Source organism: Paenibacillus sp. J31P13 (assembly GCF_056269295.1).
Genome location: NZ_JBWDNR010000016.1, coordinates 66,451 through 78,802, shown reverse-complemented (window position 1 = coordinate 78,802; position 12,352 = coordinate 66,451). Strand labels below are relative to the sequence as shown.

The following is a 12,352-nucleotide window of genomic DNA, read 5'->3' as shown; positions in this document are numbered from 1 at the left end:
TCTCCAAATTGGTGTTTGACTTGCTCAAAAACTTTTATCGCTTTTTCGCTCATCCCGAAGGATTTGCGAGGCAGTTTGTTACTCGTTGTTCAGTTTTCAAAGAGCAATCTTTGTTGCTTGTTTTTCTCGTGTGCGCCGTGTGTTTCAGCGGCGACTCAAATAATATATCACGTGGGCCAAATGAATGCAAGCACTTTTTCAAAATAACTTTCATACATGCATTTATATCATAAATATCGCCTATTTTCTATAATAATCATTCTTATTATAGTAGAAAAAACGAGCCCCGCATGTAAATACGGGGCTCGTTTCTGTTTATATTCATTAATATTGTTTCTTTACTGTATATTTCGAAGCATCCTTTATAAACTCCGTCTTCTTATTGCTGTTCTTTAAGCCCGCATCAACTGTCGTATCAATCGTTACCCATTTACCATTTAAATAAACTTCATTCCACGCATGATAGGTATCTACGTATTCGCTATCGCCCATAAGAAGCTTCGTCGGAATGCCGCTACTTCGAAGCATAGCTGCAAATAATGAAGCGTAACCGTAACAGATATCTTTTTTCAGTTGGAAAGTACGATCAATGCTCGGTATGTAATCCGTCGGCACTTTAGCAGCCAGTTGATTATCGTAATTGATGTTACTAATTATGTAGTCGTAAATTGCTTTTACTTTATCTGTATCGGTCTTTTTGTTTTTGATAAGTTCCTTCGCTTTTATGATTGCATCGCTATTGCTTGTCCAAGCGATATTTTGAACCGAGTTTAAATAGACCGTATTACTGTTCTTCATATTAAGTGTAACTTTTTGTTGGTTCACTACCTTGAATTTATTTGCAGTCGTATTTTCCAACAGTGTAATCGTATACTCACCGTTACCGAGCTGCAACGCGAATCCTTCATCTTTTTTATCGGCAGATAGGTTATAGGTATAATTGGTTGTGCCCTTTGCAATCATCAGCTTCGTTTTCACTTTAGCATTAACCGCATATTGCACCGAAACAACACCATTATTCAAGTTATCTGTATTTAACCAGGCTACTGCTGCATCCGCTTGAGCTGATGTTACATTAATAGATAGCAAAAGAATAACTGCTGCTGCCACTAATAGTACAAACTTACGCATATAAAAAACTCCCTTCGGCGGCCAGGCTGCCATCTTATAGAAGGCCCTTTAGCTTTGCGTCCCTACCTTTCGATAGGTTTGCCATTATCGTATAAAGTTCTTCATCATTGGGATTATACCCTAATAAACAAAAAAAGCTTGTCCATTCGGTAACTGGCTGCCATCTAACGGAAGGCCCTCTAGTTTTGCGTCCCTATCTTTCGACAGGTTTGCCATTATCGTGTATCGCTTTGTTAATTTTACTTTATCATATAAATCTACAAAATCAATATAATTTGGCAAATAATGCGCCATAATTTGGTAGTTTATAAGGCTTCATGCATCTATTTCCCGTGCTGTGCCAAAATAAAAAAAGACTGTCAGGCTCCGATAGCCTAACAGTCCTATTTGTTCTTATTCACCAGAGCGCTGTTCTCTCATATGCGGGAACAACAGAATATCGCGAATTGAAGGGGCGTTAGTAAGCAGCATAACCAGACGGTCAACGCCGATGCCTAGTCCGCCTGTTGGAGGCATACCATATTCTAAGGCACGCAAGAAATCCTCGTCCATCTCATGCGCTTCATCGTTACCATGCTCACGCTCTACTAGCTGTGACTCAAAACGCTCGCGTTGATCGATTGGATCATTCAGCTCAGTAAATGCATTCGCATGTTCACGCGCCACGATAAAGAGCTCAAACCGATCTGTGAAGCGCGGATCAGCATCGCTTTTCTTAGCTAGCGGCGAAATCGCAACAGGGTGACCCGTTACAAATGTAGGTTGAATCAATGTGTGCTCACAGAATTGCTCGAAGAATGCATTCAAAATATGACCAAATGTCATATGCGGCTCAACACCGACCTTATGTTCTTTTGCCAAACGATGTGCTTCCTCGTCGCTCATCTCTACGCCAAAGTCTACGCCTGTAATCTCTTTAACAATCTCAACCATGCTGACACGGCGCCATTGCGGAGTCAGGTCGACATCTTGACCTTGATACGTAATTTTCGTAGTACCAAGCACTTCTTGCGCGATGTGGGCGATAAGATTTTCAGTCAATTCCATAATATCCTTGTAATCAGCATATGCCTCATAAAGCTCAATCATCGTAAACTCTGGATTATGACGAGTCGAAATACCTTCATTACGGTATACGCGTCCAATCTCATAAACCTTCTCTAGACCGCCTACGATCAACCGTTTCAAGTGAAGCTCGATCGCGATACGCATGTAGAGCTTCATATCTAGCGCATTATGATGCGTTTCGAAAGGACGTGCTGCCGCTCCGCCTGCAATAGAATGCAAGGTTGGCGTTTCTACCTCTAGGTAGTCACGGGAGTCTAGGTAGCGACGCATAGACTGAATGATCTTCGAACGAGTAATGAACGTTTGTTGGACATCCGGATTCACAATAAGGTCAACATAACGTTGGCGATAGCGAAGTTCGACATCCTTCAGACCGTGATACTTATCCGGCAATGGAAGCAGCGATTTCGTTAGTATCTCGATATCAAGAGCCTTAACCGAGACCTCGCCTGTATTTGTTTTGAATACAACACCGTTCACTCCAATGATATCACCGATATCAAGCAAATCGAAGGCCGCAAACTTATGCTCCTCAACGGTATCCTTACGAACATAAATTTGAACTCTGCCGCTCAAATCTTGAATCGTAGCAAAGCCCGCTTTACCCATACCGCGCTTTTGCATAATACGTCCGGCAATGCTCACCTTAATTTCTTGCTCTTCCAGCTCTGCTTTACTTGCAGCTTCATGAGCTTGTACGATTTCTTTCGCTTGATGCGTCCGTTCGAATTTACGTCCAAATGGATCAATTCCTAGACCGCGAAGCTCGTCCAGTTTGTCTCTACGAATTTGCAAAAGCTCACTAAGCTCTTGTTGTTCATTATTCTGATTTTCCACTTCTTCATCTCCTTGACACGTTCCGCAAGCATAAATAGCTGTCGCCTTCTTTTGGCGTTCTGACGAAAACAGCTCGCTTTGCAGCTTAATATTCTCATTGATTGATCACAATCATGTATTCTTATATTGTAAACGTTCAAAAAGCTTCCTACAAGGAAGCTTTTTGAATCATGCATAGCAAATCTTATTTTTTGATGTCGAGAATTTTGTATTGAATGATGCCCACTGGAACGTTAACTTCAACGATTGTGCCAATTTTTTTGCCCAAGATCGCTTTACCAACCGGACTCTCATTCGAGATTTTGTTTTGCAATGGATCTGCTTCCGCAGTACCAACGATGGAATATTCCATTTTGTCGCCAAATTCCATATCTTCAACCGTTACAATGGAACCGATGCTCACCATATCAATGGCAATGTCGTCATTATTTATAATCCGCGCGTTGCGCAGCATTTTCTCAAGGGTAAGGACACGGCCTTCGATGAATGCTTGTTCGTTCTTAGCATCTTCGTACTCCGAGTTTTCACTAATATCGCCATAGCCGATGGCTACTTTAATACGTTCAGCAACTTCACGACGTTTGACCGACTTCAAGTTCTCTAATTCATCTTCGAGCTTCCGCAGTCCTTCTTGTGTCAGAATGATTTGCTTATCGTTCATCTACCCGATTCTCCTGTCATGTGAGTAATTTTCATACCTAGTATGAATTCACTTGTTACCTAATATATTACGCTTCTTTACCATCATACCAACTGTTGTTAGAAGCGCTCTTGATGTACTGGTTGATTATATTGCACGATTATATTGCAAAGGTACCCTGAATGTCAATCAAAGCCAAACGAACCATTGAAACCGTTTCATTTCTGATAGTCGTAGCAGAAGCCGCATAGAAGCGGCTCTTGTCAATTGGTGTCGGATGGCTAAGCGATCTCCGGCAGCTCTGATATTCCATCTAAAGTAAGACTAGTGCGCAGCCTCGGCTGCTGCACTTGCATTTCCGCCTAATCCTGCGCTTTGCAGCTCCATTTCAGCTTCCTCTTCAAGCGTTCTTACGTAATTTTCCAAAATCGCTACCATAGGGTCACGACCGATTTCTTCCCTAATAACATCCTTCACGCGTGCTCCGCCCGTAAGACCTTTTAGGTACCATGACAAATGCTTGCGCATTTCACGTACGGCAACTGCTTCAATCTTCAGCGCCACTAAACGATCAAGGTGCAAAATAGCGACCTCTATTTTTTCGCGCGGCGTTGGATCACTAAGCAATTCGCCATTTGTTAAGTATTGAATGGTACGATACAGCATCCATGGGTTTCCGAGTGCACCGCGTCCAATCATAACGCCGTCGCAGCCCGTATGTTCCAGCAAACGTTTTGCATCCTCTGGAGAGAATACGTCGCCGTTTCCTATTACGGGAATACCTACCGATTGTTTAACATCCCTTATAATGTCCCAATTAGCCTTGCCTGTATACAATTGCTCACGCGCACGGCCATGAACACTAACCGCATTACCGCCAGCCCATTCAACAGCCCTTGCATTCTCTACCGCATAAATATGCTCATCATCCCAGCCGATGCACATTTTCTCAGTCACCGCTTTTGAACGGCATCAACGACAGCTGATACCATTTCATAAGTCTTGTTTGGATCAAGCAGTCATCTAGCTCCTGCATCGCATTTCGTTACCTTCGGCACCGGGCAGCCCATATTGATATCAATAATGTCTGCATTCGTCTGCTTATCAACAACTTTAGCAGCTTCAACTAGCGACTCTCGGTCACCACCGAAAATTTGCAAGCTAAGCGGCTTCTCCCGCTCATCTACAAAAAGCATTTCTAGTGTTTTTTTGTTACCGTGCAAAATAGCCCTGTCGCTCACCATTTCCGCACATACAAGTCCTGTTCCAAATTCCTTAAGCCGGGTTGCACACGCCTGCCATCGGAGCTAGCACCACTCTGTTCTTCATCTCGATGTCTCCGATTTTCAGCATGTCCCTCCTTGCTCCTCTTCAATAAGTTTATATAGTATTATGCTCATCATTACTCACGATCGCTGGACATTAACTCCTCATAGCTGATACCTAGTGTTTTGGCAATATGATTCAGCAGTTTCGGGTCTGTCTTTCTCGTTCCTCGCTCAAGTGAGCCGAGAACGGCTACCGAAACGCCAAGCTCCTTGGCCAGCTCCTGCTGAGTATAGCCTTTTAGCTTTCTAAAGGCTCTGACGCGCTGCGCCAATTGGTTGTTTTCCATAACGTGATGCCTTCCTTTCCATCCTGAAGCGCTGCCTCAGACGCTGCCTTCACTTGTTCCTGCAGAACATGCGACGAAGTGATAACATCACTCAGCGGCACAAGCACGAACGACCGCTCCAGCATACGCGGATGCGGCAGTGTCAGCTCTTCTTGATCCATTTTGACATTATCATATAAGAGGAGATCAAGGTCAATGGTTCTTGGCCCCCAACGTATATGTCTGACACGCCCAAGCTGCCCCTCAAATGCAAGAAGCTGACGCAGCAAGAGCAAGGGAGAGAGTATCGTCCGAACAGCCATCACCATATTGAGAAAAGGCGGCTGATCCGTGTAACCGACTGGGTCCGTTTCATAAATGCCCGACACTCTAGTTACTTCTATATGCGGGTGCGAGTCCATGAGCTGGAGAGCTTGATCCAGCAGTTGCTCACGTTCCCCCATATTGGAACCTAGTGCGACATAGGCTTCCATCCATACGCCTTCAGGCGGGAATTGTTCGTCCATCAGCGTCCCGCTTTCTGCGCATTTCAACCGTTACTCCGTCAAAGTGGATGTCAAACGGCGGATGCGGCTTCGTTACTCGAACCGTCACTTCATTTACCATAGTATAAGCTTCCAATACCCGCGATGCAATATGACCGGTCAAAGCCTCAATAAGCTTAAACGGTGGTCCCTCTACAATCTCTTTCGCAAAAGCATGGATTTCTGCATAATTAATCGTATAGTTCAAATCATCAGTTAATGCTGCCTTATGCAAATCCATCTGTAGTTCAATATCGATATAAAATTGTTGCCCCAGTTTATTCTCTTCGGGAAATACGCCATGATATCCGTAAAAACGCATGCCACGAATAATCATATTATCCATATTACTCACTCTCCTTAATATAAAAGCTCTAGCTGTGCATGAACGTATACAGATAAACTAGCTGCGATAGACAATTGCGTCTGTCATAATCGCCGTCCGCTTAATCGCGCCTACATCATGTACACGCACGATTTGACAGCCCTGCGCAATACCGAGCGTGACGGTCGAAGCCGTCCCCTCTACAAGTTCACCAACCGGCAGGTTCAGCGTCTGCCGTATAAAGCCTTTGCGTGAGGTGCCGAGCAGAACCGGATAACCAAGCGCAGTAAGCTCTGATAGATGGCCGAGCAAATCGAGGTTGTCCTCATAGGTTTTGGCGAAGCCGATGCCGGGATCAAGCCATATTTGGTCATCGGCAACGCCGGCAGCATGGGCGATGCCGATGCTCTCTTGCAGATCAGCGAGCACATCCGGGACGAGGTTCACATAGTCCCTAGTCTGGCGGTTATGGCTGATTATGATTGGGCAGCCATACTCGGCAGCTGCAGCGGCCATATCGGGGTCAGCTTTAAGGCCCCAAATATCATTAAGGATATGCGCCCCAGCCTCCATGGCTTGGCGCGCGGTACCTGGTTTGTAGGTATCAATGGAAAGGGGAATATGAGGCAGCGCTTCTCGAACCGCCCGAATAACGGGCAGAATACGCCGTACCTCCTCCTCTTGTTCAACAGGTGTAAAGCCGGGACGAGTCGATTCGCCTCCGATATCAAGAATATCAGCACCCGCTTCAACCATAGCTGTTGCATGCGCAACAGCTGCTTCGATATGCGTATAACGTCCGCCATCGGAGAAGGAGTCTGGCGTCGCGTTCAAAATGCCCATAATCAAGGTGCGCTGCCCAAGCTCTAACGTTACACCGCCATTAAGGTCATAGTTTCTTTTCGGAAAAATTGAATGCTTATCTATTATCATGTTGCCACCTCTTTTATCGTTATCCTGACCTGTAACCACAGCAAGGGACAGGCGATTCACCATGTATTTCGTTAAACTAACGTTGAAGCGCGGTAGAGGGAAAGCAGCTTCCTCGTAATCGTACCAGAGTGCTTGCGGCAGCTCCATACTTGCTGTCCAATCGTATCCGTTAGAACGGTTACGGGAATAAGCTCCTGAATGGAGTTTGTCATCCAAATTTCATCAGCCTCTTGCAGGTGTGACCAGCTGTACAAGCCCTCTTCCACTTTGTAGCCAGCTGCCGTCGCCAGCTCTAATACACGCTCACGGGTAATGCCGGGTAAAATGCCTGTTGCAATAGAAGGCGTGCATACGACATCTGCCTTGGCGAAAAACAAATTGCTGACGATACCCTCAGTCAACCAGCCTTCACCGCTTAACATAAGTCCTTCTGATCCAGCTGAAGCCCCGCTGGACAATAACTCCCGCTTCGCTATGATATTATTCATATAATGGAGGGATTTGAACCGGATATTGCCTTCCGGCGTATTCCGCCGTGTCTGCAGCAACCGCAGTTCCTTCGCAGGCATATGATTCATATCATGAACCGGTGGCAGCTTCTTAACGAGAAAGAGCTCATTCGGCTGTTCATAGTCATGGGCAGGCAAGCCTAGCTCTGCATCTCCAGCGCTCACCGTCAATCTTACATAGCCATCCTCAAGTTCATTGGCAGTAAGCAATTGACTCACCATAGCGTGAATTGAATCAGCATCTCCGCGATACGGTATGCCGAGCTGTTGGCATCCAGATTGGAGCCGCTTTAGATGCCTATCTAATAAATAGGGGTTTCCTTTATAGGTACGAAACGTCTCGAACAAGCCTATACCGTACAAAAAGCCGTGATCATATACTGAGATCACGGCTTCACTAGCTTCCACTACGGAACCGTTAAGCCCGACTTTCATCGCGCTGCGCCTGTCCGATTTTTCAAGAAATTACGAAGCATCGTTAAGCCATGCTCCGTTATAATCGATTCTGGGTGAAATTGAACGCCTTCAATCGCATACTCTTTGTGACGCAATCCCATAATTTCACCTTCATCTGTCTCCGCTGTAATTTCAAGGCAGTCCGGAAGCGTCTCGCGGCGAACGATCAGCGAGTGATAACGCGTAGCGGTGAAAGGTGAAGACATGCCTTCAAATGTCGATTTGCCATCATGATAAATGAGAGATGTTTTACCATGCATAAGCTTTTCTGCACGTACCACTTCTCCCCCGAATGCTTGTCCGATGGATTGATGACCCAGACATACGCCAAAAATCGGAATAACACCTTTAAAGCGATCAATAAGCGACAAGCTGATACCCGCTTCATTTGGCGAGCAAGGACCTGGTGAAATTAAAATATGATCTGGCGCTAAAGCCTCAATGCCCTCCAAATCAATCTCATCATTACGTTTTACGATAATTTCTTGGCCAAGCTCCCCCAAATACTGTACAAGGTTGTACGTAAAAGAATCATAGTTATCGATTACGAGTATCATTAGACCGCTCCCCCTCTATTCGTTTCCACTATTCCCGCTGCATGCCGCTCGCTGTATTGAATAGCCTTCCACAGCGCCTTCGCTTTGTTTAAAGATTCCTTATATTCACGCTCTGGATCAGAATCAATGACGATACCCGCTCCCGCTTGAATATGAACCCTATCATCCTGCAATACCATCGTTCTAATAATTATATTAAATTCCATATCTCCGTTGTAGTCAATCCAACCAAGCGAACCCGTGTAAGGTCCCCTGCGAACAGGCTCCAGCTCCTCAATAATTTCCATCGTACGTATTTTCGGAGCTCCAGTTATCGTCCCTCCCGGGAAGGTTGCTGCAATGACATCATAAGCATCCTTGCCGTTTGCCAAATGTCCCTCTACTTGTGAGACAAGATGCATGACATGCGAGTAACGCTCGATGACCATAAGTTCTTCCACTTTAACCGTTCCATAGGCGGATATTCGCCCAAGATCATTACGCTCCAAATCAACCAGCATAATATGCTCAGCCCGTTCCTTCTCATTGGAGCGCAGCTCCTCAGCGAACAGTTGGTCTTCCTCTTCCGTACGACCTCTACGCCTCGTTCCGGCAATGGGCCGGGTAACGAGCTTCTGCTGACCAAGTTCAACTAAAAGCTCAGGTGATGCAGATACCAGCTGAAAATCAGGACATCTCAGAAAACCCATATAAGGAGAAGGATTGAATAACCTTAACCATTCATAGAGCTCCTCAGGCGAAGTCGTCACTCCTCTGCTCTGCCGCAATGATAAATTGACCTGGAAGACATCTCCTTGCTCAATATACTGCTGTATGCTGCTTACAGCCTTCATATAGGCCTCTTTGGAGAAACGCGACGATGCACCTGCGGTAGAATCAGTATCATTATGCAGAGAATCGTCTTGGATCACTTGACGTCTTACCTCTTGAAGAGCGGCAGCCCGTTTCCGTGCTTCCCCCTCATCAAACCACGTCAACCAATGATCAGTCATCCTATCTGCTTTGGACTGCGCACGCTCATAAGCGGCTCTAATCGCTTCCTCATCTGCATCCAAATCTACCGGAGAATGAACGACGCCATACACTTTAGAGTGTGCATGATCGATAATCCAAAGCTCATTCATTTTCAGAAATAAATAGTCGGGCATACCCAGTTCATCATCTGCAAGCTCCGGCAAACGCTCAATGGAACGAACCACATCATAGCTCCAATAGCCAACACAGCCGCCTAGCCATTTAGGCCCATTGTCAATCCGCGGTCCATTGTGACCTTCCATCCACTGCCTTACAATCTCAAGCGGCTTGCCTTCCCATTGTTGCTTGGTTTGTTCCCCAAGTGAATGAAACGCAATGGATTCAGCAGTCGATCTCTTTCCTCGTATTATCCCATCGGGATGCAAGCCCAAATAGGTATAACGTCCTTCTTTACCGCTCTCTAGCACAAAAGCATAGGGTGAAGCATCCTGCCATACCTCTTCCCATGAGGTAACCCCTGCTCGATTTTCCAATTCGAAGGGTATCTCCTTCAGTAGTGGCAGCGTCGTATATTTCCGTTCGGCGTGCCACCGAGTCCACTGCTCCATCGTGGTGACCATCACCTTCAACCCCCGATTACTTGACTTATTTCGCTCAGTATACAGAATCAAACTACAAAAAGAAAGCCTTCCATCCCAAGGAATGAAAGGCTCTCCGATATCCGTCCGGAACTTTAGTTTTCGAAGTTGAACAATGGTGTGGAAAGGTACCGTTCGCCATTACTTGGAACAATCGCTACAACGCGTTTGCCTTCACCAAGCTCTTTTGCAACTTTCAAAGCTGCATAGATCGCTGCGCCTGAAGAAATACCGCAAAGAATACCTTCTTCTTTCGCTGCGCGACGAGCGTAATCAAATGCATCCTCATTCTCTACCGTGATAACCTCATCATAAATTTCTTGGTTCAAAATATCAGGTACAAAGTTAGCACCGATACCTTGAATTTTGTGAGGGCCTGGTTTACCGCCAGAAAGAATCGGTGAAGCAGCAGGCTCAACCGCGTAGATTTTGATTCCATCAAAATTCTGCTTAAGAATTTCACCTGTACCAGAGATCGTACCGCCTGTACCAATACCAGCAACAAAAGCATCCAGCTTGCCATCAAGCGAATTAATCGCTTCAACGATTTCTGGACCCGTTGTTTCACGGTGAATTTTCACGTTTGCTTGGTTTTTGAATTGTTGCGGCAAGAAGTAAGATGGGTTCTCTTGTGCAAGCTCTTCTGCTTTGCGAACTGCGCCGTTCATGCCTTCAGAGCCTGGTGTCAATACGATTTCCGCACCGTAAGCGCGAAGAAGGTTGCGACGCTCCATACTCATTGTTTCAGGCATAACGAGAATCGCTTTATAGCCTTTCGCTGCTGCTACAAGGGCAAGTCCGATACCTGTGTTTCCGCTTGTAGGCTCAATAATCGTAGCACCCGGTTTAAGAATGCCTTCTTGCTCCGCTGTTTCAACCATGCTGATGGCAATACGGTCTTTTACGCTAGCGCCTGGGTTTTGATACTCAAGCTTTACATAAATTTCTGCACTGCCTGCAGGCACGAGACGATTTAGACGAACTAGAGGAGTATCACCGATAAGATCAAGCACGCTTTGTACAATTTTAGCCATAGAAATAATTGCCTCCTTATTCCGACTGATTCAGTTGGTTTTTCTATCTCCATCTTAACAATGTCTCACGCCCATTGTCAATAGTCACTTTCTCACTGGAATTAGGTAAAAAACTATTTTTTGGTTATAACGGCTTCATACTTATTTAGCAGCTCGTCTTCCAGATCTGCCAAAGAACCAGCCCGTTCAAGAGCAAGCTGCTTTCGCACGGAATCTTGCAATTTTTTGCCGGTCATCGTTGTTGTCATTTGACGTTCAGTCAACCGAATGATGGCATAATCGCCATCTACTTCAATGGGACCAGCCGATTCCGCTACCTGCAAACGACTGGCTGTATCGAGCATATTACGATTATAGAAAGGGTCATCAGAATCAATTAACCCTATATCTCCACCCGTTTCTGCAGAGAATTCATCGATGGAGTAGGTTTTGGCGAGCAGAGCAAAATCTTCACCGCTAGCAAGCAAGCCGAGTATCGAGTTTGCCTCCTGCTCCGTGTCCGTTAAAATCCATTGCAAATGGAGCTGCAGCCGAGCGGTAAACTGATCAGGGTTATCCGCTATATACCGCTCAACCTCAGCGTCCGTTACTGTGATTTCATTTGTCGCTATTTTCTCAAGCATGAGCTTATATCGAAGATCGTCAAGCACCTGCTCTCTTGTCATTCCAAGCTGCTCTTTCATAACCTCATAAAAACGCGCTTCGCTTTCATAGGCTTCAAATGATTTCTGGAGCTCATTGTCCAGCTCTTCCGATGATACCTTTAATGAAGCAGCTGCCGCTTCAAGATCTATCACTTTGTGAATCATCAATGTCCTTAGAACAGAATCACCATACTGCTGATAAAGCTGTTCTTCAAGCTCTGCTGCTGTAATGCTCTCTGCTCCTATAGTAGCAACCGATTGCTGGGAAGCATCTATGTCTGGTGTATTTCCCGGTTTAGCAGTCTCTGATGCTTCTTCCCCACTGCCCAGATTCGTTTGGGGACGCAGTCTCTCATGCATGGGCCATACCTTAACAACGACAACCACCGTTAAAACGACCATACATACGGCTTGAAGGATGACAACGGCCTTCAGCACCTCGTATTTCCTCATTACCCTGCTGCCT

The 12,352-nt window shown here is 45.6% G+C and carries 14 protein-coding genes, 1 pseudogene and 2 riboswitches; of the genes and pseudogenes, 1 reads left to right on the top strand and 14 read right to left on the bottom strand.

The features are described from left to right. Positions 1 to 233: hypothetical protein (locus AC0YOD_RS27670; RefSeq protein WP_475802570.1), on the top strand; the 233-nt coding region annotated here is incomplete at its 5' end. Positions 234 to 324: 91 nt separating this feature from the next. Here AC0YOD_RS27670 and AC0YOD_RS27665 read toward each other — a convergent pair. The 14 genes and pseudogenes from AC0YOD_RS27665 to AC0YOD_RS27600 all read right to left on the bottom strand — a co-directional run bounded on the left by AC0YOD_RS27665 (position 325) and on the right by AC0YOD_RS27600 (position 12,339). Continuing rightward, positions 325 to 1,131, bottom strand: a complete 807-nt coding sequence (locus tag AC0YOD_RS27665; protein ID WP_475802569.1) for a transglutaminase family protein — start codon at positions 1,129 to 1,131, stop codon at positions 325 to 327. A 13-nt stretch (positions 1,132 to 1,144) separates the two neighbouring features. Continuing rightward, positions 1,145 to 1,224, bottom strand: a riboswitch (cyclic di-GMP riboswitch). A 52-nt stretch (positions 1,225 to 1,276) separates the two neighbouring features. Further along, positions 1,277 to 1,355: riboswitch (cyclic di-GMP riboswitch) on the bottom strand. A gap of 169 nt (positions 1,356 to 1,524) precedes the next feature. Then, positions 1,525 to 3,036 (bottom strand): lysine--tRNA ligase, encoded by a 1,512-nt coding sequence (gene lysS, locus AC0YOD_RS27660; RefSeq protein ID WP_475802568.1) that lies wholly within the window; start codon positions 3,034 to 3,036, stop codon positions 1,525 to 1,527. Between the two features lie 184 nt (positions 3,037 to 3,220). Beyond that, entirely contained in the window at positions 3,221 to 3,697 is a 477-nt protein-coding gene (greA, locus tag AC0YOD_RS27655) for a transcription elongation factor GreA (RefSeq protein ID WP_475802567.1), read from the bottom strand. 139 nt (positions 3,698 to 3,836) lie between these two features. Then, positions 3,837 to 3,989: a hypothetical protein gene (locus tag AC0YOD_RS27650; protein ID WP_475802566.1), complete on the bottom strand. Its 153-nt coding sequence runs from the start codon at positions 3,987 to 3,989 to the stop codon at positions 3,837 to 3,839. Between the two features lie 11 nt (positions 3,990 to 4,000). Beyond that, positions 4,001 to 5,029 (bottom strand): annotated as a pseudogene (gene dusB / locus AC0YOD_RS27645) (tRNA dihydrouridine synthase DusB). A gap of 49 nt (positions 5,030 to 5,078) precedes the next feature. Continuing rightward, positions 5,079 to 5,291 carry a helix-turn-helix domain-containing protein gene (locus AC0YOD_RS27640; RefSeq protein ID WP_475802565.1) on the bottom strand — a complete coding sequence of 71 codons (213 nt, stop codon included), beginning with the start codon at positions 5,289 to 5,291 and terminating at the stop codon, positions 5,079 to 5,081. Continuing rightward, positions 5,243 to 5,797 carry a 2-amino-4-hydroxy-6-hydroxymethyldihydropteridine diphosphokinase gene (folK, locus tag AC0YOD_RS27635; protein ID WP_475802564.1) on the bottom strand — a complete coding sequence of 185 codons (555 nt, stop codon included), beginning with the start codon at positions 5,795 to 5,797 and terminating at the stop codon, positions 5,243 to 5,245. Before folK ends, AC0YOD_RS27640 begins: the two co-directional genes overlap by 49 nt. Continuing rightward, on the bottom strand, positions 5,775 to 6,161 hold the full coding sequence (folB, locus tag AC0YOD_RS27630) for a dihydroneopterin aldolase (protein WP_475802563.1): 387 nt from the start codon (positions 6,159 to 6,161) through the stop codon (positions 5,775 to 5,777). The genes folK and folB overlap by 23 nt, the downstream gene beginning before the upstream one ends. Before the next feature lie 57 nt (positions 6,162 to 6,218). After that, positions 6,219 to 7,073: a dihydropteroate synthase gene (folP, locus tag AC0YOD_RS27625; RefSeq protein ID WP_475802572.1), complete on the bottom strand. Its 855-nt coding sequence runs from the start codon at positions 7,071 to 7,073 to the stop codon at positions 6,219 to 6,221. Positions 7,074 to 7,144: 71 nt separating this feature from the next. Continuing rightward, a complete protein-coding gene (gene pabC / locus AC0YOD_RS27620) occupies positions 7,145 to 8,017 on the bottom strand; it encodes an aminodeoxychorismate lyase (RefSeq protein WP_475802562.1) in 873 nt (290 codons plus the stop codon). Beyond that, entirely contained in the window at positions 8,014 to 8,595 is a 582-nt protein-coding gene (gene pabA / locus AC0YOD_RS27615) for an aminodeoxychorismate/anthranilate synthase component II (protein ID WP_475802561.1), read from the bottom strand. Before pabA ends, pabC begins: the two co-directional genes overlap by 4 nt. Next, a complete protein-coding gene (locus AC0YOD_RS27610; RefSeq protein WP_475802560.1) occupies positions 8,595 to 10,190 on the bottom strand; it encodes an anthranilate synthase component I family protein in 1,596 nt (531 codons plus the stop codon). The genes pabA and AC0YOD_RS27610 overlap by 1 nt, the downstream gene beginning before the upstream one ends. A gap of 113 nt (positions 10,191 to 10,303) precedes the next feature. Continuing rightward, positions 10,304 to 11,242: a cysteine synthase A gene (cysK, locus tag AC0YOD_RS27605; RefSeq protein WP_475802559.1), complete on the bottom strand. Its 939-nt coding sequence runs from the start codon at positions 11,240 to 11,242 to the stop codon at positions 10,304 to 10,306. Between the two features lie 113 nt (positions 11,243 to 11,355). Continuing rightward, complete coding sequence (locus AC0YOD_RS27600) at positions 11,356 to 12,339, bottom strand: peptidylprolyl isomerase (RefSeq protein ID WP_475802558.1); 984 nt, start codon at positions 12,337 to 12,339, stop codon at positions 11,356 to 11,358. Positions 12,340 to 12,352: the final 13 nt, after the last annotated feature.